Here is a 21,948-nt window from a genome sequence, read left to right as displayed (position 1 = left end):
GGCGTCAACAGCCTCGACCACCGCACTTCCCGGCCCGCCGCTGCGCATGGGCGACGCGGCAGGGACCACTCTTGTGGCATGATGGACCGACTGTAAAAAGGCCGCCCCGACCCTATGACCAGATACCTTGCGCTGCTGACGACCGCCCTGTTGCTCGCCGGCTGCCAGAACCTCGGCCGCCAGCCGGCGCCCGCTGCCGCCATCCCGCCGCCCACCGCCAAGACCAGCACGCCGCAACCGGCCGGCTCCTTCCGCGAAGACACCCTCTACGACCTGCTGGTCGGCGAGCTGGCCGGCCAGCGCAATCGGTTCGACATCGCCCTGACCAACTACGTCGAGCAGGCCAAGTCGACCCAGGACCCGGGCGTGGCCGAGCGGGCCTTCCGCATCGCCGAATACCTGGGTGCCGATACCCCGGCGCTGGAAACCGCGCAGATCTGGGCCCGTAACGCGCCGGACAACCTCGATGCCCAGCGCGCCGCCGCCATCATGCTGGCCCGCGCCGGGCGCTACGACGAATCCATGGCCTATATGGAGCGCGTGCTCCAGGGCCAGGGCGATACCCACTTCGATTTCCTCGCCCTGTCCGCCGCGGAAACCGACGAGACCACCCGCGCCGGCCTGCTCAAGAGCTTCGACCGCCTGCTGACCAAGTACCCGCACAACGGCCAGTTGCTGTTCGGCAAGGCGCTGCTGCTGCAGCAGGACGGTCGCCCCGACGAGGCGCTGAAGCTGCTGGAGCGCAATCCGGCGGCCAAGCGCGAAGTCGCCCCGCTGCTGTTGCGCGCGCGCCTGCTGCAGAGCCAGGACCGCAGCGCCGAGGCCCTGCCGCTGCTCGAAGCCGGCATCCGCCAGCACCCGGAAGACCGCCGCCTGCGCCTGGCCCATGCCCGGCTGCTGGTGGAACTGGATCGCCTGGACCAGGCCAAGCGCGAATTCGCCGAGCTGGTCGCCCAGTTCCCCGACGACGACGACCTCAGATTCTCCCTGGCGCTGGTCTGCCTGGAGGCCCAGGCCTGGCGCGAAGCCCAGGTCTACCTCAAGGAACTGATCGACCGCGGCAGCCATGTGGATGCCGCGCACCTCAACCTGGGGCGCAGCTACGAAGAACTCGATCAGCCCGACCAGGCGCTGGCCGAATACACCCAGGTTGGCCCGGGTACCGACTACCTGGCCGCCCAGCAGCGCCAGACGGAAATCCTGCTCGGCGCCGGGCGCATCGCCGAGGCCCGCCAACGCCTGGCCGAGGCGCGCAAGCGCCAGAGCGAATACGCCGTGCCGCTCTACCTGCTGGAAGTCGAAGGCCTGGCCAGTGCCGACCAGACCGCCCTCGCCGACCAGACCGTGCAGCAGGCGCTGCAGCAGTATCCCAATGACCTCAACCTGCTCTACGTCCGCTCCATGCTGGCGGAAAAGCGCGGCGATCTCGGCCAGCTGGAAAGCGACCTGCGCTACATCATCGTCCACGACCCCGACAACGCCATGGCGCTCAATGCCCTGGGCTACACCCTCGCCGATCGCACCCCGCGCCTGGCCGAGGCGCGCCAGTTGATCGACAAGGCGCACCAGCTGAGCCCGGACGATCCGGCCATCCTCGACAGCATGGGCTGGATCCGCTATCGCCAGGGCCAGCTCGCCGAGGCCGAACGCTACCTGCGCCAGGCCTACGAGCGCTTTCCCGATGCCGAAGTGGCGGCCCACCTCGGCGAGGTGCTCTGGAGCCAGGGCAAGCACAGCGAAGCCCGCAAGGTCTGGCGCGTGGGCCTCGACGCCGACGCCGACGACGCCATCCTGCGCGGCACCCTCAAACGCCTGACTGGAAGCGAAACCCTCCGATGATCCGCCTGCGCACCCTCGTCACCCTGTTCCTGCTCGCCCTGCTGGCCGGCTGCGCCAGCACCTCCCGCCAGGAGGCCGTGGAAGGCCAGGGCAATGCCGCCCAGTGGCAAGCCCACAAGCAGCGTATCGCCGCCCTCGACGGCTGGCAGATCGACGGCAAGGTCGGCATCCGCGCGCCGCGCGATTCCGGTAGCGGCACCCTGTTCTGGCTGCAGCGCCAGGACTACTACGACATCCGCCTGGCCGGCCCCCTGGGGCGCGGCGCCACCCGTCTCACCGGGCGCCCGGGCGCCGTCACCCTCGACGTCTCCGGCCAGGGCAGCTACCAGGCCGACTCCCCCGAAGCCCTGCTGGAACAGCAGCTCGGCTGGCGCCTGCCGGTCTCGCACCTGCTCTGGTGGGTGCGCGGCCTGCCGGCCCCGGACAGCCGCAGCCAGCTGACCCTGGACGCCGACAGCCACCTGGCGCGCCTGGTCCAGGACGGCTGGACCGTCGAATACACCCGCTACACCGAGCAGAACGGCTATACCCTGCCCGAGCGCCTCAAGCTCACCGGCAAGGACCTGGAAGTCATCCTGGTGGTGAAGACCTGGCAGCCGCGCGAGCTGGGCAAATGACCGCGACACCCGCCTTCACCCTGCCGGCACCGGCCAAGCTCAACCTGTTCCTGCACATCCTCGGCCGCCGTCCGGATGGCTACCACGAATTGCAGACGCTGTTTCAGTTTCTCGACTGGGGCGACGACCTGGGCTTCGCCGACCGTGACGACGGGACCCTGCACCTGCATGACGGCCTCCCCGGCGTCGCCCCCGAGCAGAATCTCATCCTGCGCGCCGCCCGCCTGCTGCAGCAGGAGAGCGGTACCCGCCAGGGCGCCGACCTCTGGCTGACCAAGCGCTTGCCCATGGGCGGCGGCATCGGTGGCGGCAGCTCGGACGCCGCCACTACCCTGCTCGGCCTGAATCATCTCTGGGGCCTCGACGCCAGCCTCGATGACCTGGCCGCCCTGGGGCTGCGCCTGGGCGCCGACGTGCCGGTATTCGTCCGCGGCCAGGCCGCCTTCGCCGAGGGCGTGGGCGAAAAGCTCACGCCCGTTTCGCCCGCGGAACCCTGGTATCTCGTGGCCGTGCCGCAAGTCTCTGTAAGTACAGCAGAAATTTTTTCCGATCCGCTGTTGACACGGGACACTCCCGCCATTAAAGTTTGCGCCGTTCTCGAGTGGACAGGTCGGAATGACTGCCAGAGTACGGTCGAGAAGCGTTACCCAGAAATTCGTAACGCTTTGATCTTGCTAAACAAATTTGTTTCAGCTAGATTAACCGGCACTGGAGGTTGCATATTTGGAAGCTTTCCAAATAAGACCGAAGCTGATACAGTAGCTCGCCAGCTACCAGCATCACTTCCAGGCTTCGTGGCCAAAGGTAGCAACGTTTCCATGTTGCACCGGGCGCTGGCAAGCCTGACCAGAGAATGAGTACAGCTAGTACTCTGCAAGATACAGGGGCGTCGCCAAGCGGTAAGGCAGCAGGTTTTGATCCTGCCATGCGTTGGTTCGAATCCAGCCGCCCCTGCCATTTTCCTTCCAAGACCCACCTCAAGCCGCAGGAACTGCAGCGTGTCCAAGATGATGGTCTTCACGGGGAACGCCAACCCCGATCTGGCACGGCGCATCGTGCGCCAGCTGCACATCCCTCTCGGTGACGTCTCCGTCGGAAAATTCTCCGATGGCGAGATCAGCGTCGAAATCAACGAGAACGTGCGGGGCAAGGATGTCTTCATCATCCAGCCTACCTGCGAGCCGACCAACGATAACCTGATGGAACTGGTGGTGATGGCCGATGCCTTCCGCCGCTCCTCGGCTACCCGTATCACCGCGGTCATCCCCTATTTCGGCTATGCGCGCCAGGATCGCCGTCCGCGTTCCGCGCGGGTCGCCATCACCGCCAAGGTCGTGGCCGACATGCTGACCGTGGTGGGCATCAACCGGGTGCTCACCGTCGACCTGCACGCCGACCAGATCCAGGGCTTCTTCGATATTCCCGTGGACAACATCTACGGCTCCCCCGCCCTGGTGGATGACATCGAAGACCAGCGTTTCGAAAACCTGATGATCGTCTCCCCCGATATCGGCGGCGTGGTCCGTGCGCGTGCCGTGGCCAAGAGCCTGGGCGTGGACCTGGCGATCATCGACAAGCGTCGCCCCAAGGCCAACCAGTCGGAAGTGATGCACATCATCGGTGACATCCAGGACCGCACCTGCGTGCTGGTCGACGACATGGTCGATACCGCCGGCACCCTGTGCCACGCGGCCAAGGCCCTGAAGGAACACGGCGCCGCCAAGGTGCTGGCCTACTGCACCCACCCGGTGCTGTCGGGTCGCGCCATCGAGAACATCGACAACTCCGTGCTGGACGAGCTGGTGGTGACCAACACCATTCCGCTGTCCGCCGCGGCCCAGGCCTGCAGCCGCATCCGCCAACTGGACATCGCGCCGGTGGTGGCCGAAGCCGTACGCCGCATCAGTAACGAAGAATCCATCAGCGCGATGTTCCGTTAAGGAACAGCCGCTCTGGAAGCGCCCCGGAAGGCCGTGATGGCCTACCGGGGCTTTTTAGTCGGTAGGGTCGTAGAAACTGGTCGCAAGTTCGCGTCCCGCCGATTCCTTATCCTGGAGATTCACAATGGTTGATTTCACTCTGAATGCCGAAGTGCGTTCCGACCTGGGGAAAGGTGCGAGCCGCCGCCTGCGTCGTAATGCCGGTAACGTTCCCGCCGTGATCTACGGTGGTGACAAGGCCCCCGCTTCCATCACCCTGGTCGCCAAAGACCTGGCCAAGATGCTGGAAAGCGAAGCCGCCTACTCCAGCGTCATCACCCTGAAGGTCGGTGGCAGCAACGAGAGCGTCCTGGTCAAGGCCCTGCAGCGTCACCCCTCCAAGGGCTACGTCCTGCACGCCGACTTCCTGCGCGTCGTCGCCGGTCAGAAGCTGACCGCCCACGTCCCGCTGCACTTCATGAACCAGGAAAGCTCCGTGGGCGTGAAGCAGCAGGGTGGCGAGATCCTGCACACCATCAACGAAGTCGAAGTCTCCTGCCTGCCGAAAGACCTGCCGGAATTCATCGAAGTCGACATGGCCAAGGTCGAGCTGGACCAGATCGTTCACCTCAGCGACCTGGCCGTTCCGGCTGGCGTCGAGCTGGTGTCCCTGGCCCACGGCAGCGATCTGCCGGTTGCCAGCATCCACCTGCCGCGCATCCGTGAAGAAGCCGAAGACGGTGCTGCCGAAGAAGGCGCTGCCGAGTAAGTTCGCGCACGCCTGACCGAGAAGGGCTCCTGACATGACTGCCGTCCAACTGATCGTCGGCCTGGGTAATCCGGGCCCCGAATACGACCAGACCCGGCACAATGCAGGGGCCCTTTTCGTTGAGCGACTGGCAGCCGCCCAAGGCGCGAGCCTGGCTGCCGAGCGCAAGTATCATGGCCTCGTGGGGCGCTTCCGCCACGCGGGCAACGAGGTTCGTCTACTCATCCCCACCACCTACATGAACCGCAGCGGCCAAGCCGTGGCGGCGCTCGCCGGCTTCTTCCGCATTCCGCCGGCGGCCATCCTGGTGGCCCATGACGAACTCGACCTGCCACCCGGCACCGCGCGCCTCAAGACCGGCGGCGGCCATGGTGGCCACAACGGGCTGCGCGACATCATCGCCCAGCTCGGCAATCAGAACGGCTTCCAGCGCCTGCGCCTGGGCATCGGCCATCCCGGGCATGCCAGCCTGGTTGCCAACTTCGTGCTGGGCCGCGCGCCGCGCAGCGAGCAGGAGCTGCTCGACGACAGCATCGACGCCGCCCTGGCTGTGGTTCCCGAACTGCTGGACGGCGACCTGACCCGCGCCATGCAACGCCTGCACAGCCGCAAGGCCTGACCCACCCTACTCTCTTCTCTTCTTCCGCGAGGACACACACCATGGGATTCAATTGCGGCATCGTCGGCCTGCCCAACGTCGGCAAGTCCACCCTGTTCAATGCCCTGACCCAATCCGGTATCGCGGCGGAAAACTTCCCCTTCTGCACCATCGAGCCCAACAGCGGCATCGTGCCCATGCCCGATGCGCGGCTGAACGCCCTGGCGGAGATCGTCAAGCCCGAGCGGGTGATCCCCACCACCATGGAATTCGTCGACATCGCGGGGCTGGTGGCCGGCGCGTCCAAGGGTGAAGGCCTGGGCAACAAGTTCCTCGCCAACATCCGCGAGACCGACGCCATTGCCCACGTGGTGCGCTGCTTCGAAGACGAGAACGTCATCCACGTGGCCAACTCGGTGGACCCCAAGCGGGACATCGAGGTCATCGACCTGGAGCTGATCTTCGCCGACCTCGACAGCTGCGAGAAGCAACTGCAGCGTGTCACCCGCAACGCCAAGGGCGGCGACAAGGAAGCCGTGTCGCAGAAGGCGCTGCTGGAACAGCTGATTCCCCACTTCGAGGCCGGCAAGCCCGCCCGTAGCCTGCTGAAGGGTCTGGACGAAGAGCAGAAGCGTCTGGTGCGCAGCTTCCACCTGCTGACCAGCAAGCCGGTGATGTACATCGCCAACGTCGCCGAGGATGGCTTCGAGAACAACCCGCACCTGGACGTGGTCCGCGCCATTGCCGAAGAAGAAGGCGCCGTGGTGGTGCCGGTGTGCAACAAGATCGAGGCGGAGATCGCCGAGCTGGACGACGACGAGGAAAAGCAGATGTTCCTCGAGTCCATGGGCATGGAAGAGCCGGGCCTGAACCGGGTGATCCGCGCCGGCTACGAACTGCTCAACCTGCAGACCTACTTCACCGCCGGGGTGAAGGAAGTCCGCGCCTGGACCGTCCGCGTCGGCGCCACCGCGCCCCAGTCGGCCGCCGCCATCCACACCGACTTCGAAAAAGGCTTCATCCGCGCCGAAGTGGTGGCCTATGACGACTTCATCGCCTTCAAGGGCGAGAACGGCGCCAAGGAAGCCGGCAAGTGGCGCCTGGAAGGCAAGGAATACATCGTCAAGGACGGTGATGTCATGCACTTCCGCTTCAACGTCTAAGCGACGGCGAACGCCAGAACCCCCTCCCCGCCGCAAGGTGGCGAGGGGGTTTTCTTTTGCGCGAGCTTCTACCGACGAAGGCCTGACGCCGGGCCGAACGCACCTCCTTTTGGCACAATGACGGCCACCCGCTGCCTGGATGCCGTCATGAATTTCGAAGACCTGCGCCTGTTCGTCACCACCCTGAACGAGGGCAGCTTCACCGCCGCTGCCGACAAGCTGGGGCTGTCCAAGCAGTTCGTCAGCCGGCGGACCATGGCACTGGAGGAAAGTCTGGGGGTGCGGCTGCTTAATCGCACCACCCGGCGGCTGCAGGCGACCGAGTTGGGGGTGCTGCTCTATGAGCGGGCGGTGAAGATCCTCGAGGACGTCAACGACACCGAGGAATTGCTGTCCAGCCGGCGGACGGTCCCCCAGGGGTTGTTGCGCGTCAGTGCGCCCATGACCTTCGGCACCCTGCACCTGAGCCCGCTGTTGCCGGATTTCCTCTCGGCCTATCCGCAGATCCGCCTGGAGCTGGATCTCAACGACCGGGCGGTGGATCTGCTGGCGGAGGGCTACGACATGTCGATCCGCATCGGCACCCTGGCCGATTCCAGCCTGATCGCCAAGCGACTGACCGAGATGCAGCTGGTGACCTGTGCCAGTCCGGATTATCTACAGAAGGCGCCGCCGCTGCTGCAGCCGGAGGATCTGGCCGAGCACAGCTGTCTGCTCTATGGCCATGGCCGCCAGGTGGAATGGCGCTTTCAGCGTGGGGGCAAGCCGCTGGTGCTGCCCATGCAGGGTCAGCTCAGGGCCAACAACGGGGAAGTGGTGCGGGATGCGGCCATCGCGGGCCAGGGGATCGCGGTGCTACCGACCTTCATCATCGGTGCGGCGCTGGCGTCAGGGGCGCTGGTGCAGGTGCTGGAGGACTTCGCCCTGCCCAGCGCGGCGGTCTATGCGGTCTATCCCCAGCATCGCCAGTCGGCGCGCATCGTCCAGCTGTTCTCGGACTATCTGCGCGACCGGCTGACGGTCTAGGCGGCTCACGCCACGGCGCCGCGGGTCGGCTGACGCTGGGGCCATTGCTGCAGGGTACGCTCGGCACCGTCGGCGGCCAGGCGCTGACCGTCCAGGCGTTGCTGCTGGCGCTGGATCGCGGGTTGCAGGCTACGGTCGGCACCGTTTTCGGCCAGGGTACGGCGCGGGTCGAGACGCTGCTGCTGGCGCTGGATCGAGGGTTGCAGGCTGCGGTCGGCACCGTTTTCGGCCAGGGCCCGGCGTGGGTCGAGACGCTGCTGCTGGCGCTGGATCGAGGGTTGCAGGCTGCGGTCGGCACCGTTTTCGGCCAGGGTGCGATCGCTCTGCTGGTGCTTCTCGATCAGCGAGCCCAGCGGGCGCAGGGCGCTTTCTTCGGCCTGGGCCGATTGGGCGATGGCGGCGGTGAACAGGGTGGCGGCAAAGAGGGCGGTGAGGGCTTTCATGGCGAGTACCTGTGTCGGGTGGGTGTGGATTCATTGTCGCCACCTGGGTGCTCGCCTAGAAATCGTCCTGCGGGATAGCGATCATCGACCGCACTGATGATCGCTGCGGACTAGCCCCCCGCCTGGCGCTGGCGCCAGAGGAACAGGCACCAGACGGCCAGCGCCGTGGCGGCCAGCAGGCAGCCGGCGAGGCTCACGCCGGTCCAGCCGAAGCGCTCGTACAGCCGCGCCGACAGCAGCGAGCCCAGGGAGCCGCCGAGGAAATAGCCGGTCATGTAGCCGGCGTTGAGGCGGCTACGGGCCTCGGGGCGTAGCCGGTAGACCACGTTCTGGTTGCTGACGTGGGTGAGTTGCACGGCCAGATCCAGCACCAGGATGCCGAGCAGCAGCGCCGCCAGGGAGGTCTGGGCGAAGGCCAGGGGCAACCAGGCGAGGGTCAGGGCCACCAGGCCGATGCTGGTGGCGAGACCGCCCTTGCCCTGGTCGGCCATACGTCCGGCCAGGTTGGCGGCCAGGGCGCCCACCGCGCCGGCGAGGCCGAACAGGCCGATGGTGCCGTCGCTGAAGCCATAGGGCTCGGCGGCGAGCAGGAAGGCCAGGGGGGTCCAGAACAGCGCGAAGACGGCGAAGCCCAGGCAGCCCAGCAGGGTACGCAGCCGGTGCAGGGGCTCGTCGCGCAAGAGGACGAACACCGAGCCCAGCAGCCGCGGATAGCTCAGACCGGCCGACTGCTGGTAGCGCGGCAGCGCCAGGCGCAGGGCCAGGGCGGTCGCCAGCATCAGGCCGGCGGCCACGGCGTAGACGGTGCGCCAGTCGCCCAGGGACGAGAGCGCCCCGGCCACGGTACGGGCCAGCAGGATGCCGAGGATGAGGCCACTCATCACCGTACCCACCGCCCTGCCCCGCTGCTCCGGCGCCGCCAGGGTCGCGGCGAAGGGCACCAGCACCTGGGCCACCACCGAGAAGAGCCCGGTCATGGCGGTGCCCAGCAGCAGCCAGGGCAGGCTGGTGGCGGTGGCACTCAGGGCGAGGCCGGCGGCGGCGATCACGCTCATGGTGACGATCAGCCGGCGGCGCTCCAGCAGATCCCCCAGGGGCACCAGCAGCAATAGACCAGCGGCGTAGCTGAGCTGGGCGGTGGTGACGATGCTGCCGGCCTGGGTGTAGCTGAGGTCGAAGCGCTGGGCGATGGTGTGCAGCAGCGGCTGGTTGTAATAGTTGCTGGCCACGGCGATGCCGGTGGCGACAGCCATGAGCAGGGTCAGCCAGCGGCTGAGGGGTGGCGTGGGGGTCGACATCCGTGCGGTCCGGGACGAGGGAGGGTCCGTCAGTATTGGCCAAGGACAGCTATCGGTTAAATGAATCGTTAAGATGGCCTTCATCTCCTTTCAAGATGACGCCATGAATCTCAAGCAGCTGGAATTCGCCGTCGCCCTGGCCGAAGAGCGCCATTTCACCCGCGCCGCCGAGCGTTGCCACGTGGTGCAGTCGGCGCTCAGCCATCAGATCGCCCGCCTGGAGGCCGAGCTGGGCGCCAGCCTGTTCGAGCGGCTGCCGCGTCAGGTGCGCATCACCCCCGCCGGCGAGGCAATGCTGGTCCATGCGCGCCAGGCGCTGGCTGCTGTGGCGCGGTTGCAGCAGGATGTGGCGGCCGCGGTCGGTGCCATTCGCGGCACCCTGACGGTGGGCCTGATTTCCTCGGTGCCGCGGCTGGACATCGTCGATGTGCTGGCGGCCTTCCACGGCCGTCATCCGCAGGTGGACATCGAGCTGCGCCAGGACAAGAGCGAGACGCTGCTGGCGGCGGTGCGTGAGCGGCAGCTGGACTTCGCCCTGATCGGCGTCTCCCGCCAGTTGGCCCTGGAGGCCGTGGAGCGCCGATTGCTGCTCAGCGAGGACTTGGTGGCGGTGTTGCCGGCGGACCATGCCCTGGCCGGGCGGGAGCGGCTGTCGCTGCATGACCTGGTGGACCTGCCGCTGGTGGACCTGCCTGCTGGCAGCGGGGCACGACGGCAGACCGACGAGGCCTTCGCCGCCCTCGGCCTGCCCCATCGCGTGCGCTTCGAGACCAGCCATATGCAGCTGCTGGAGCGCTTCGTCCGTCGCGGCCTGGCGGTCGGACTGGTCCCGCGCAGCCTCGCCGCCACCTTCGCCGGGCTGGCCAGCGTGCCGGTCAGCGATGCGCCGCAGCGGGACGTCTATGCCATCTGGTCGCCCCTGCCGACGCCGGCGGCGCGGGAGTTCCTCAGCGTCTTGGAGGAGGCGCTGGCGGATTAGCTGTCGCTCACCGGCAGGCTGTGCAGCCGCCGAGGCGATAGGCGCGGGCTGCGGCCGGAGCACGGTCCGGTGACCGAGCCCTGGGGCTCGAGGCGCTTCCTTGTCCGTGATCCTGGTGGGAGGCCAGTTAATTTCCTGGCGCCTGTTCGGGGATCGACCGCCGTCCGCTCGCCTGGTGGGCGGACGCACCTGAGAGCCCTCGTAGGTTGGGTTGAGCGCAGCGAAGCCCAACGGTTCTTGCGTCAGGGTGTCGGCATTGTTGGGCTTCGACGACGAAGCCGTCTCAGCCCAACCTACGGTCTGGCGCAGCCATGGCCAGGATGGATCCCAGAGCAATGGGCGGCAGCGGCGTGGCCTGGAAAGCGGCGCAGGCTTTTCCAGGGGTGACTTCAGTGTACGGGGAGCGCCCTCACCCCAACCCTCTCCCAGAGGGAGAGGGGGCTAGAGGCGTAGCCTGGAAAGCGACGCAGCCTTTTCCAAGGGTGACTTCAGTGTACGGGGAGCGCCCTCACCCCAGCCTTCTCCCAGAGGGAGAGGGGGCTAGCCGAGCAGGCCTTCAGCCGCTGCAGAACCCTCGACAACCTGCTGACCTGCCCTCAACCCTCAGCCCTCAGCCCTCAGCCCTCAGCCCTCAGCCCTCAGCCCTCGCTGACCGGCAGGCGGCGCACGAAGTTGCCCACGCGCCAGGCGAATTGTTCGCCCTGGCACTGCACCAGCAGGTTGCGCACCGGGTAGGACTGGCCGGCGACACTGGCGTCAGCCTGGGCTTCGCTGGCGCCGTCGAGGTGGTTGCGGGCGAGGACCTGGTAGCTGCCGGTGGGGCAACGCTCCGCGGCTTCGCCCGCGCAGCCGGACCAGCTGCCGAAGACCCCGTTGCACTGCACCAGGTAGGCCGTGCTGCCATCCCTGAGGTAGGCGTTGTGGGAGCTGGCGCAGCCGGCCAGCACGGCGAGGAAGCCGGCGCAGGCCAGCAGGCGGAGGGCGTGGCGAAGGTTGGTGAGAGGCATGGGCGTGGCTCCGGAAGACATGCAGCCATCCTAGAAAGCCAACCCCCTCCTCCATAAATCGTACCGGCGGATAGCGCTTATCGACGACGCTGATACCCGGTCGCTTAGCCAGGCTCGCCCATGAATCTAAGGATCTCGCCGCGCAGCCAGCGCTCGCCCGGGTCCTGGTCCTGGGCGGCGCGCCAGACCAGCGACAGCCGGGCCGGCACGATGGGAAAGGGTGGCTCCTCGAAGCGCAGACCACCGCTCGCGGCCAGCGCCCGGGCGGCGTAGTCGGGCACGGTGGCGAGCAGGTCGCTGCCGGCCAGCAGGGCGCCGAGGCCGTTGAAGTGAGGCACGCCCAGGGCCACCTTGCGGCTGCGGCCGAGGCGCGCCAGGTCGTCGTCGATGTTGCCGCAGAGATCGCCAGACATGGACACCAGCACATGGGGCCGGGCGCAGTAGTCGTCCAGCGTCAGGGGTGCGGGATCGGTGTCGGCGCGCACCACCAGGGCGCGGATGTGCCTCAGGGTGCGGCTCTTGGCATTGGCCGGCAGCTGGGTGGTGTAGCTGATGCCAAGGGACACCTCGCCGCTGGCGAGCAGCCCGGGCAAGAGCAGGAAGTTGGCGTTGCGCACCACCAGCACGCAGTGGGGCGCCACCTCGCGCAGATGGCTCAGCAACGGGGGCAGCAGGCCGCATTCGACGTCGTCGGACATGCCGATGCGAAACACTGCGCGACTGGCGCCGGGATCGAAGTCGTCGACCTCGCTGAGGGCGTTGGACAGGCCATCCAGGGCCGGGCGCAGCCGTTCGAGGATGGCCAGGGCGCGCGGCGTGGGCTCCATGGCCCGGCCGCTGCGCACCAGCAAGGGGTCGTCGAAGAACTGTCGCAGGCGCACCAGGGCGGCGCTGATGGCAGGCTGGCCGAGAAAGAGCTTTTCCGCGGTGCGGGTGAGGTTGCGCTCGTGCATCAGGCTCTCGAACACCACCAGCAGGTGCAGGTCGATGCGGCGCAGGTCGTTGCGGTTCACGGCGTCCCTCCGCGACGGTCCGGCGCCCGGATGGACACCGGACTGTCGTTACCTTATTTCGAAGCCAGCTTGGCGTAGCTGGTCATCAGGTTGCGGTAGTTGGGGATGTGGTTGGACAGCAGGGCGCCCAGGCCTTCGATGTCGTTGCGCCAGTCGCGGTGCAGTTCGCAGGCGACGCTGAACCAGTTCATCAGCTGCACGCCAGCGGCGCTCATGCGCGCCCAGGCGGCCTGCTGCACGGTCTTGTCGAAGGTGCCGGAGGCATCGGTCACCACGAAGACGTCGAAGCCCTCGGCGATGGCGGCCAGTGCCGGGAAGGCCACGCAGACGTCGGTCACCACGCCGGCGATGATCAGCTGCTTGCGCCCGGTGGCCTTGATGGCGGCGACGAAGTCTTCGTTATCCCAGGCGTTGATCTGGCCGGGCCGGGCGATGTAGGGCGCCTCGGGGAACAGCTCCACCAGCTCGGGCACCAGCGGGCCGTTGGGGCCCTGCTCGAAGCTGGTGGTGAGGATGGTGGGCAGGCCGAAGAACTTGGCGCTGTTGGCCAGGGCCAGGACGTTGTTCTTGAAGTCGCTGGGGGTGAAATCCTGCACCAGGGAGATCAGACCGGCCTGGTGGTCGATCAGCAGGACGACGGCATCGTTCTTGTCGAGACGGTTGTAGGGCTTGCTCATGGTGGAGTCCTCGGGGGTGGTGGTTGATGAGGTAACGGGCGGCGCTAGGCACCGCCCAGGAGGTGGCGGATGGCGATGGGTACGCCGGGGGTCTGGTACTGGCGCGCCGCCGCTTCCAGGCGCTGTTCGCCCTGGGTGACGCGGTGGTGGTGGCGCAGGTGCTCCAGCCAGGATTCGTCGCAGAAGAATTCCTGCCAGAGTCGCGGTTCGGCGCTGTCCTGCAGCAGCGCCCAGGAGAAGGCTCCGTTGCGCCGGCGCATGGCGCCCACCGCCTGCATGGCCTGGCGGAAGGCCGGGCCGTGCTCGGGGGCGATGTCGTATTCCAGGGTGACCAGCACCGGGCCGCGCTCGCGGTCCAGGGAGTCGTCGAGGATGGGTGTCGGCCAGTGCAGCGAAGGGGCTATGTCCGCCGCCGGGGTGACCGGCAGGCGCAGACGCCAGGTCAGGACGATGCCGGCCAGCAGCACCGCAGCGGCCGCGCTCAGGGCGACGGTCAGGGAGAAGTGACTGGCCACGGCGCCCCAGAGGGTACCGCCCAGGGCGCTGGTGCCGAAGAACACCAGGATGTAGACGGCCAGGGCGCGGGCCCTGACCCAGCCGGGGACGGCGGTCTGGGCCGCCACCTGCAGGCTGGAGAGCACGGCGATCCAGGCCAGGCCGCTGGCGAGCATCACCGGCAACAGCCAGGCGAAGTCACGGATCCAGGCCAGCCCCAGCAGGACGAGGGCATAGACGGCACTGGCGCCGGCCACCAGCAGGTCGCTGGAGAGTCTTTCGCGCAGCCGCGGCAAGAGCATGGCGCCGCCGATGGCGCCCAGGCCCACGCAACCGAGCAGGATGCCGAAATCCAGGGCAGTGCCCTGCAGGGCCTGGCGGACCAGCAGCGGGAGCAGGGCCATGCCGGCGCTGGCGCCGAGAAAAAACGCGGCGGTCCGGGCCAGCACCACCTGCAGCTGGGGGGAGCTGCGGGCGTAGCGGAAACCGACCCGGACCGCGCCCAAGAGGCGCTCCGCGGGCAGCACGGCGGCTGCAGGTTGGCGCCGCCAGGTCAGGAGCACGACGATGACGGCGAAGAAGGACACGGCATTGAGGGCGAAGGTCAGCCAGGGACCGGCCAGGCTGACCAGCACCCCGGCCAGCGCCGGCCCCAGGGCGCGGGCCACGTTCATGCCCAGGCTGGACAGGGCGATGGCCGCGGGCAGCTCGCTTTTATCCACCAGCTCGGGGGTGAGCGCCGACCAGGCCGGCAGCATCAGCGCGGTGCCCACGCCCATGGCCAGGGTCAGGCCCAACAGCAGCGGCACGCTCATCCAGCCGGCCAGGGTCAGGCCGGCCAAGGCCAGGGCTACCGCGGCCATCCACAGCTGCACGCCGAGCAGGTAGCGGCGCCGGTCGACGATGTCGGCCAGGGCGCCGGCCGGCAGCGCCAGCAGGAACATCGGCAGCGCCCCCGCCACCTGCACCAGGGCCACCGCCAGCGGGCTGGCCGACAGCGAGGTCATCAGCCAGCTGGCGCCCACCTCGTGCATCCAGGTGCCGATGTTGGAGGCGATGCTGGCCAGCCACAGCCAGCGGAAGGTGCGCTGGCGCAGCGGCTGCCAGGGCGAGGCAGTGTTGGGCGTGAGGGCGGCGGCGGTCATGGCGGCGGTCCTCAGAAGCTGAAGCAGGAGCAGCCGAAGGCGCCCCAGAAGCCACTGAAGTCGCTGACCGGTACCCGGCTCTGGCGCGCCCGCTCATGGCCGTGGCCATGCACGGAACAGGCGCCGGCGCACTGGTGCACGGCGGCCTGCAAGGGCGCACCGGGTTTCCAGTGACCGGGCACCTTGACCACCGGCGACCAGTCCGGCGTGACCGGCAAGGGCGCCGGCCCCAGGCGATCGAATTCCTCGGCGCCATAGACGATGCGGCCACCGACCACGGTGAGCACCGCCTCCAGGTGCTTGATGGCCTCTTCCTCGACGCTGAAGAAGTCCGCCGAGAGCACCGCCACGTCGGCCAGTTGGCCCACCCGCAGTTGGCCCTTCTTGCCCTGTTCCGAGGAGAACCAGGCACTGCCCTGGGTGAACAGCTGCAGGGCGGTGGCCCGCGGCAGGCCCTCCTGATAGAGCGCGAGACTGCCGACGGTGCGGCCACTCACCAGCCAGTACAGCGAGGTCCAGGGGTTGTAGCTGGAGACCCGGGTGGCGTCGGTCCCCGCCCCCACCGGTACACCAGCGGCGAGCATCCGCTGGATCGGCGGGGTCTGCTCGGCGGCCTGGGCGCCATAGCGGTCGACGAAGTATTCGCCCTGGAAGGCCATGCGGTCCTGGATGGCGATGCCGCCGCCCAGCGCCTTGACCCGCTCGATGTTGCGCGGGCTGATGGTCTCGGCGTGGTCGAAGAACCAGGGCAGGCCATTGAAGGGTACGTCGCGATTGACTCGCTCGAAGACGTCGAGCATGCGCGAGATGGATTCGTCGTAGGTGGCGTGCAGGCGGAACGGCCAGCGCTGCTCCACCAGGTGGCGCACCACGGGTTCCAGATCGGCCTCCATGGTGGCTGGCAGATCCGGGCGCGGTTCGAGGAAGTCCTCGAAGTCGGCCGCGGAGAAGGCCAGCATCTCGCCGGCGCCGTTGTGCCGCAGGAAGTCGGTGCCCTGGTGCAGGGTGACGCTGCCGGTCCAGTTCTTGAAGTCGGTCAGCTCTTCCTTGGGTCGCTGGGTGAAGAGGTTGTAGGCGATGCGCACGGTGAGCTGGTCGGCATCGGCCAGTTCCTGGATCACCTGGTAGTCATCCGGATAGTTCTGGAAGCCGCCGCCGGCATCGATGGCGCTGGTCAGCCCCAGGCGATTGAGTTCGCGCATGAACTGGCGGGTGGAGTTGACCTGGTACTCCAGCGGCAGCTTGGGCCCCTTGGCCAGGGTGGCGTAGAGGATCATGGCGTTGGGCCGGGCGATCAGCATGCCGGTGGGCTCGCCGCGGGCGTCGCGCTGGATCTCGCCGCCCGGGGGATTGGGGGTGTCCCTGGTGTAGCCGACCACCCGCAGGGCGGCGCGATTGAGCAGCGCCCGGTCGTAGAGGTGGAGGATGAGCACCGGGGTGTCCGGAGCCGCCTGGTTGAGTTCGTCCAGGGTCGGCAGGCGGCGCTCGGCGAACTGGAATTCGTTCCAGCCGCCCACGACCCGCACCCACTGGGGCGCCGGGGTGCGCTCGGCCTGGTCCTTGAGCATGCGCAGGGCATCGGCCAGCGAGGGCACCCCCTCCCAGCGCAGTTCCAGGTTGTAGTTGAGGCCGCCGCGGATCAGGTGCAGGTGGGAGTCGTTGAGGCCGGGAATGGCGCGGCGCCCGCGCAGGTCGACCACCTGGGTGGCCGGGCCGCGATGGGCCATGGCCTCGCTGTCGCTGCCCACGGCGAGGAAGACGCCATCCCTGATGGCGACCGCGGTCGCTTCGGGGCGCTCGGGATCGACGGTGTGAAGCTTGCCGTTGTGCAGGATCAGATCGGCGTGTTGCATGGTACCTCCAGAGGCAGTATCGGCGCGTCCGGCCAGGGGCAGGACGGACCAGAGCGCGCCGGCGGCGCCCAGCAGGAGGGCGCGGCGGCGTTGGGGGTCCAGGGGGTCTTGGCGCATGGCGGCTCTCGCGGCCCGGACAGCACCCGCTGCCCGGGCCGATGCTCAGCTCGCCACGAAGGCCAGCAGGTCCTGGTTCAGCTGCGCGGCGTGGGTCACCGCGAAGCCATGGGGCGCTCCGGCATACACCTTGAGTTCGGCGCCGCGGATCAGCTCGGCGGCGAGCTTGCCGGTGGTTTCGAAGGGCACCACCTGGTCGGCGTCGCCGTGGATCACCAGGGTGGGTACGTCGACCTTGGCTATGTCCGGACGGAAGTCGGTTTCCGAGAAGGCGGTCACGCAGTCGACCGTGCCCTTGAGCGAGGCCAGCAGGGCGATGTTGAGGGTCTGGGTGAAGACGCCCGCGGAGACCTCCTGGCCCTGGTTGGTGCCATAGAAGACCGGCGCGAAGTCGGCCAAAAACTGGGCGCGGTCCTTGAGCAGACCAGCACGGATGCCGTCGAAGACGCCTTTGTCGACGCCCTGGGGGAAGTCCGGCTTTTGCCCGAACAGCGGGGTGACGGCCCCCAGCAGCGCCAGCTTGGCGACCCGCGCCGAACCGTGGCGCGCCAGGTAGCGGCTGACGTCGCCACCGCCCATGGAAAAGCCCACCAGGGTGACGTCGCGCAGGTCCAGGTGCTCGATCAGCTCCTTGATGTCGTCGGCGAAGGTGTCGTAGTCGTAGCTGTTCCACGGCTGGCCGGAGCGGCCGAAGCCGCGGCGGTCGAAGGCGATGGCGCGATAGCCGTGGCTGGCCAGGTGGTGCAGCTGGTAGTCCCACATGTCGGCGTCCAGCGGCCAGCCGTGGCTGAACAGCACGGGCTTGCCGCTGCCCCAGTCCTTGAAATAGATCTCGACGCCGTCGCGGGTGGTGAAGGTGCTCATGGTTGTTCGCCTCCAGGGGTGGGGGGAGTGGAAAAGGCGCCCGAGCGGGCGTTGAGCCAGGGCGCGCACAGGCGGCTCACCCTCGGCATGATCAGGAACACCACCAGCGGCACGATGCACAGGGTGATCAGCAGGTTGCTGGGCACCGGGCCGGCCAGGAATGGATAGCGCGCGAACAGCGGCTGCCACAGCGGCGGGATCAGCATCGTCAGGGGCGCGATGACCAGGTAGGTCAGCACCGCCTGCTTCCAGGCCGGTGGCGGGCGCACGCCAGGGCGTGGCGGGGTGAACCAGAATTCAGCGTCGGCATGCACCTCGGGGGCATCGGCCTCGCGCAGCAGCGGCGCCACCTCGGCGATCAACGCCTGGCGCTCTGGCGAAGCCAGCCAGGCCTGCAGCTGGTCGACGTCGGCGAAGCGCACCAGGGTGGTAAAGGCGGCGCCCTCCTCGGCCGGCGGGATGACATCCACGCCCAGGTGGCCGCAGGCCGCGCGGGCGGCGCTGACGGCGCGCTGCAACCAGCGTTGATAGGCGTCCTGCTGGCCGGCCAGGGGCTGGTGACGGATCACCAGGGTGACGATGCGGCTGTGCGCCTGTTGCAGGTCCTGCCCAAGTGCGGCGCTCATGACAGCGCCCTCGCGAAACCGCCCTGGGCGGCGTGACGCCTGGCCAGTCGCGCCTCCAACGAATAGCGACCCGGCCCGGTTAGCGCCAGGGTGCCGAACAGCACCAGCAGCAACCAGCCGAATTGGCCCTCTTCCAGAGACCACTGCGGATGCACCACCAGCAGCGCGATCAGCAGTACGCCGAGGATCGGCAGGCAGGCCAGGCGCGTCGCCCAGCCCAGGGCGATCAGCAGCGGGCAGAGCACCTCGGCGAAAACGGCGAAGCCCAGGGTCGGCCAGGCGCCCAGATGCAGCGGGTCCTCGATCAGGCCGAGTTGCTGGCGAAAGTGCAGCGCCTTGGGCAGGCCATGCACCGCCAGCAGCAATCCGGCACCACCCAGGCGCAGGAACAAGAGTCCCAGATCCAGCCGCGTCTCGCGCATGGCCCATCCTCCTGATGAGAGAGTCGGCTGCGAGCAAGACCCCGCGCCGTCGATGGGGCGGACTTTCGCCCGGACGGCGGGGCGCGGCCTTGGACGTCTGTGCTGGTTTTTGTACGTCTGTGCTGTGGCATGTGGCTGAAAGGATTCAGGTCACAGTCACCGGTCATGCTGCCTTTACAGTCAACCCAGGCGAGACGGTAAAACGCCTGCTGGCTACTTAATCGAATCCAAAGTGGACAGTAATCTGCCGCCATCGCATCCACGCTGGATGCCGGAGCTAAAAGGACAGCTGACGATGAACACCACCCAAGCCCTCACCGCCACCACCGGCCGCCTGCTGCTGGCCAGCCTCTTCCTGTTCAGCGGCGTGGGCAAACTGCTCGCCCCGGCCGCCACCAAGGGCTACATCGCCGCCATGGGCCTGCCTTTCCCGGACCTGGCCTACCTCGGCGCCCTGGCGGTGGAGCTGGGCCTCGCCGCGCTCTTGCTGATCGGCTACCGCACCCGCCCGGTGGCGCTGGCCATGGCCGCCTTCACCCTGGTCACCGCCCTGGAGTTCCACCACAACTTCGCCGACCAGAACCAACTGATCCACTTCCTCAAGAACGTCGCCATCGCCGGTGGCCTGCTGCAGGTGGCGACCTTCGGCGCCGGTGCCCTGAGCCTGGATGGCCGGCGGCCGGTGCGGTCGGCGCGATTGGCCTGACGCCAGCGCCCCTTGCGCGCCCGCCTGAACCGCGCGGTCAGGCGGGCGCCGTCACGTCCAGCATCCGGGCGCAGGCGTCGCGCAGCAGGTCGAGGAACAGCCGCAGTCGCGCCGGATAGACCCGGGCGTAGGGATAGATGAGGTAGATCGGCAGGGGCGCGGCCTGCCAGTCGGGGAGCAGGTGCACCAGCCGCCCCGCGGCGACGTCCTCGCGCACCATCCAGTGCGACAGCGCCGCGCAACCCAGGCCGCGCACGGCGGCGTGGCGGGCGACGAAGAGGCTTTCCGTGGCCAGGCGGGGGCGCAGGGGCACGATATGGCTCTCGCCCGAGACAGGGCGCTCCAGGTGCAGCTCGCTCTGGTAGAACTGGCTCATGGCGATCCAGGGCAGCGCCGCCAGGTCCTCGGGACCGGACAGCGGTCCGGCCAGCGCAGGCGCCGCTACCAGGATGCGCTGGACATCGCCCAGACGCACCGCCACCGTGTCCGGATCCACCACCACCCCCACCCGGATGGCGCAATCCACCCCATCGGCGACGAAGTTGGGCGCGCGATCGCTGAGTACCCAGTCCACCTGCATGCCGGGATAGCGGCGCAGATAGGCCTCCAGCGGATCGAGCAATTGCTCCTGGCCGAAGGCGTGGGGCATCACCACCCGCAGCCGTCCCTCGGGCTCGGCATGGGCGCCGTGCAGGGCGGCGGCGAAGGCCTGCCAGTCGCCGAGCAGCTGCTGGGCCTGCCGATAGCAGCGCTGGCCGTCCTCGGTGAGTCTCAGGGCGTGGGTCGAGCGGTGTACCAGGCGCATCTGCAGCACCGTCTCCAGTGCCTGCAACCGGCGGCTGACCGTGGGTTGGGTGGTACCGAGCAGGCGCGCCGCCGCCGACAGGCTGCCGGCCTCGACGATGCGGACGAAGGTCTCGAGCAGATCGAGGCGGTCATGGGAAAAGGTGGTGTTCATACGGCCTACGTATACCCCCTGTACCGGACGTTCGGCTACAAGCCGTGGGCCTTCTGGCGAAGAATGCACCCAACGCATCCCGACCCGGAGCTTCCGCATGAGCGACATGCCGCTTTCGCATGGCCAGACCCCGCCGCGCACCGCCGCCCTCTCCCCTGCCCTGCTGGGCCTGCTGGCCACCGGCGCTGGGCTGAGCGTGGCCAATCTCTATTACAGCCAGCCGCTGCTGGGCACCCTGGCCAGCGACCTGCCGGCGACCGCCGCCGACGTCGGGCTGATCCCCACCCTCACCCAACTCGGCTATGCCCTGGGCCTGCTGCTGCTCGCACCCCTGGGCGATCGCTTCGACCGGCGGCGCATCATCCTGGCCAAGCTGGCGGTCCTGCTGCTGGCCCTGCTCGGCGCCAGCCTGGCGCCGGGGCTGCACGCCCTGCTGCTGGCCAGCCTGGTCACCGGCCTGGCCGCCACCGTGGCCCAGGACCTGGTACCCGCCGCCGCGACCCTGGCGCCACCGGCCGAGCGTGGCCGCATCGTCGGCACGGTGATGACCGGGCTGCTGCTGGGCATCCTGCTGTCACGGGTGGTCAGCGGCCTGGTCGGCGAGTTGTTCGGCTGGCGGACGCTCTTCGTGCTGGCCGCGGCGAGCATCGCCGCCATCGGCGTGGCGGTCTGGCGTGGGCTGCCGAGCTTTCCGGCGACCACCCAGCTGAGCTATCCGGCGCTGCTCGGCTCGCTGGGCACCCTCTGGCGCCGGCATGCCGCGCTGCGCCGCGCGACCCTGGCCCAGGGCCTGCTGTCGGTCGGCTTCAGCGCCTTCTGGTCGACCCTCGCCCTCTATCTGCATGCCGGCCCTTTCCAACTGGGCAGCGCCGCGGCTGGCGCCTTCGGCCTGGCCGGCGCCGCCGGCGCCCTGGCCGCGCCCTGGGCCGGGCGCCTGGCGGATCGCCACGGTTCGGAATGGGTGACGCGCCTGGGCATAGCCCTCACCGCCCTGGCCTTCGCCAGCCTGCTCGCCCTGCCCTGGCTACTGGGGGTGGCCGGCCTGGCGCTGCTGGGGGTGGCGACGGTGGTCTTCGACCTCGGCGTCCAGGCCACGCTCATCGCGCACCAGGCGCAGGTCTACGGCCTGGAACCCGAGGCCCGCAGCCGGCTCAACGCGGTGCTCTTCACCGGCATGTTCATCGGCATGGCCAGTGGCGCGGCCCTGGGCAGCCTGCTGCTGGTGCGCCTGGGCTGGGGCGGCGTCGCCGGGCTGGCGCTCAGCGCCGCGCTGTTGGCGCTGCTGGTACGGCTCTGGCCCGCCGGTACGCCTCGAATCTGAAGCGAACCGTGGCCGGGTTGGCGACACCCGGCCCAGAGATCGTCAACCAGAACAGGACGACCATTCCACTTTCAGCTCATTAATCAAAGTCCG

At 68.4% G+C, this 21,948-nt stretch carries 22 protein-coding genes and 1 tRNA gene; 12 read left to right on the top strand and 11 right to left on the bottom strand.

Annotated elements, in window-relative coordinates; genetic code table 11:
* The first annotated feature begins 114 nt into the window (after positions 1-114).
* The 9 genes from FSV73_RS10400 (at position 115) to FSV73_RS10360 (ending at position 7,931) form a co-directional block, all read left to right on the top strand.
* Positions 115-1,839 carry a tetratricopeptide repeat protein gene (locus tag FSV73_RS10400; protein WP_145007445.1) on the top strand — a complete coding sequence of 575 codons (1,725 nt, stop codon included), beginning with the start codon at positions 115-117 and terminating at the stop codon, positions 1,837-1,839.
* Positions 1,836-2,456, top strand: a complete 621-nt coding sequence (lolB, locus tag FSV73_RS10395; RefSeq protein WP_145007443.1) for a lipoprotein insertase outer membrane protein LolB — start codon at positions 1,836-1,838, stop codon at positions 2,454-2,456. The genes FSV73_RS10400 and lolB overlap by 4 nt, the downstream gene beginning before the upstream one ends.
* Positions 2,453-3,313 (top strand): 4-(cytidine 5'-diphospho)-2-C-methyl-D-erythritol kinase, encoded by an 861-nt coding sequence (ispE, locus tag FSV73_RS10390; protein WP_145007441.1) that lies wholly within the window; start codon positions 2,453-2,455, stop codon positions 3,311-3,313. The genes lolB and ispE overlap by 4 nt, the downstream gene beginning before the upstream one ends.
* Positions 3,314-3,338: 25 nt before the next feature.
* Positions 3,339-3,413: transfer RNA gene (locus FSV73_RS10385), tRNA-Gln, on the top strand.
* Between the two features lie 41 nt (positions 3,414-3,454).
* Positions 3,455-4,396 carry a ribose-phosphate pyrophosphokinase gene (locus FSV73_RS10380; RefSeq protein ID WP_007161553.1) on the top strand — a complete coding sequence of 314 codons (942 nt, stop codon included), beginning with the start codon at positions 3,455-3,457 and terminating at the stop codon, positions 4,394-4,396.
* 124 nt (positions 4,397-4,520) lie between these two features.
* Positions 4,521-5,144, top strand: a complete 624-nt coding sequence (locus tag FSV73_RS10375; RefSeq protein ID WP_145007439.1) for a 50S ribosomal protein L25/general stress protein Ctc — start codon at positions 4,521-4,523, stop codon at positions 5,142-5,144.
* A 34-nt stretch (positions 5,145-5,178) separates the two neighbouring features.
* Positions 5,179-5,763 carry an aminoacyl-tRNA hydrolase gene (gene pth, locus FSV73_RS10370; RefSeq protein ID WP_145007437.1) on the top strand — a complete coding sequence of 195 codons (585 nt, stop codon included), beginning with the start codon at positions 5,179-5,181 and terminating at the stop codon, positions 5,761-5,763.
* A gap of 41 nt (positions 5,764-5,804) precedes the next feature.
* Positions 5,805-6,905 (top strand): redox-regulated ATPase YchF, encoded by a 1,101-nt coding sequence (gene ychF, locus FSV73_RS10365; protein WP_145007435.1) that lies wholly within the window; start codon positions 5,805-5,807, stop codon positions 6,903-6,905.
* A gap of 147 nt (positions 6,906-7,052) precedes the next feature.
* Complete coding sequence (locus FSV73_RS10360) at positions 7,053-7,931, top strand: LysR family transcriptional regulator (protein WP_145007433.1); 879 nt, start codon at positions 7,053-7,055, stop codon at positions 7,929-7,931.
* A 5-nt stretch (positions 7,932-7,936) separates the two neighbouring features.
* On the opposite strand, the gene FSV73_RS10355 is transcribed toward FSV73_RS10360, so the two are convergent.
* Positions 7,937-8,374: a hypothetical protein gene (locus FSV73_RS10355; protein WP_145007431.1), complete on the bottom strand. Its 438-nt coding sequence runs from the start codon at positions 8,372-8,374 to the stop codon at positions 7,937-7,939.
* A 110-nt stretch (positions 8,375-8,484) separates the two neighbouring features.
* The gene (locus tag FSV73_RS10350) at positions 8,485-9,672 is read right to left on the bottom strand and encodes an MFS transporter (protein WP_145007429.1); all 1,188 of its coding nucleotides are present in this window, start codon (positions 9,670-9,672) and stop codon (positions 8,485-8,487) included.
* A 103-nt stretch (positions 9,673-9,775) separates the two neighbouring features.
* Here FSV73_RS10350 and FSV73_RS10345 point away from each other — a divergent pair, with 103 nt between their 5' ends.
* The gene (locus FSV73_RS10345; protein ID WP_145007427.1) at positions 9,776-10,651 is read left to right on the top strand and encodes a LysR family transcriptional regulator; all 876 of its coding nucleotides are present in this window, start codon (positions 9,776-9,778) and stop codon (positions 10,649-10,651) included.
* A gap of 638 nt (positions 10,652-11,289) precedes the next feature.
* Here FSV73_RS10345 and FSV73_RS10335 read toward each other — a convergent pair.
* The 8 genes from FSV73_RS10335 to FSV73_RS10300 all read right to left on the bottom strand — a co-directional run bounded on the left by FSV73_RS10335 (position 11,290) and on the right by FSV73_RS10300 (position 18,870).
* Positions 11,290-11,658: a hypothetical protein gene (locus tag FSV73_RS10335; RefSeq protein ID WP_145007426.1), complete on the bottom strand. Its 369-nt coding sequence runs from the start codon at positions 11,656-11,658 to the stop codon at positions 11,290-11,292.
* A gap of 104 nt (positions 11,659-11,762) precedes the next feature.
* Positions 11,763-12,671, bottom strand: coding sequence for a LysR family transcriptional regulator (locus FSV73_RS10330; RefSeq protein WP_145007424.1), 909 nt, complete (start codon positions 12,669-12,671; stop codon positions 11,763-11,765).
* A gap of 53 nt (positions 12,672-12,724) precedes the next feature.
* Positions 12,725-13,348, bottom strand: coding sequence for an isochorismate family cysteine hydrolase YcaC (ycaC, locus tag FSV73_RS10325; protein WP_145007422.1), 624 nt, complete (start codon positions 13,346-13,348; stop codon positions 12,725-12,727).
* A 44-nt stretch (positions 13,349-13,392) separates the two neighbouring features.
* A complete protein-coding gene (locus FSV73_RS10320; protein ID WP_145007420.1) occupies positions 13,393-14,988 on the bottom strand; it encodes an MFS transporter in 1,596 nt (531 codons plus the stop codon).
* 11 nt (positions 14,989-14,999) lie between these two features.
* The gene (locus FSV73_RS10315) at positions 15,000-16,841 is read right to left on the bottom strand and encodes an amidohydrolase (RefSeq protein ID WP_186309216.1); all 1,842 of its coding nucleotides are present in this window, start codon (positions 16,839-16,841) and stop codon (positions 15,000-15,002) included.
* 162 nt (positions 16,842-17,003) lie between these two features.
* Positions 17,004-17,822 (bottom strand): alpha/beta fold hydrolase, encoded by an 819-nt coding sequence (locus FSV73_RS10310; protein ID WP_145007416.1) that lies wholly within the window; start codon positions 17,820-17,822, stop codon positions 17,004-17,006.
* Positions 17,819-18,448 (bottom strand): antibiotic biosynthesis monooxygenase, encoded by a 630-nt coding sequence (locus FSV73_RS10305; protein ID WP_145007415.1) that lies wholly within the window; start codon positions 18,446-18,448, stop codon positions 17,819-17,821. The genes FSV73_RS10310 and FSV73_RS10305 overlap by 4 nt, the downstream gene beginning before the upstream one ends.
* The gene (locus FSV73_RS10300) at positions 18,445-18,870 is read right to left on the bottom strand and encodes a DoxX family protein (RefSeq protein ID WP_145007413.1); all 426 of its coding nucleotides are present in this window, start codon (positions 18,868-18,870) and stop codon (positions 18,445-18,447) included. Before FSV73_RS10300 ends, FSV73_RS10305 begins: the two co-directional genes overlap by 4 nt.
* A gap of 295 nt (positions 18,871-19,165) precedes the next feature.
* Between FSV73_RS10300 and FSV73_RS10295 the strand changes: the two genes are divergently transcribed.
* Positions 19,166-19,576: a DoxX family protein gene (locus tag FSV73_RS10295; RefSeq protein WP_145007411.1), complete on the top strand. Its 411-nt coding sequence runs from the start codon at positions 19,166-19,168 to the stop codon at positions 19,574-19,576.
* A gap of 37 nt (positions 19,577-19,613) precedes the next feature.
* Here FSV73_RS10295 and FSV73_RS10290 read toward each other — a convergent pair whose 3' ends face one another.
* Complete coding sequence (locus FSV73_RS10290; RefSeq protein WP_145007409.1) at positions 19,614-20,534, bottom strand: LysR family transcriptional regulator; 921 nt, start codon at positions 20,532-20,534, stop codon at positions 19,614-19,616.
* Between the two features lie 97 nt (positions 20,535-20,631).
* On the opposite strand from FSV73_RS10290, the gene FSV73_RS10285 reads away from it, so the two are divergent.
* On the top strand, positions 20,632-21,855 hold the full coding sequence (locus FSV73_RS10285) for an MFS transporter (RefSeq protein ID WP_145007408.1): 1,224 nt from the start codon (positions 20,632-20,634) through the stop codon (positions 21,853-21,855).
* Positions 21,856-21,948 lie beyond the last annotated feature (93 nt).

The organism is Pseudomonas oryzihabitans (assembly GCF_007665395.1).
In the GTDB taxonomy this organism is placed as follows: Bacteria; Pseudomonadota; Gammaproteobacteria; order Pseudomonadales; family Pseudomonadaceae; genus Chryseomonas; species Chryseomonas psychrotolerans_C.
The sequence above is the reverse complement of the archived record's forward strand: the minus strand, read 5'-3'. Positions and strand labels throughout refer to the sequence as shown.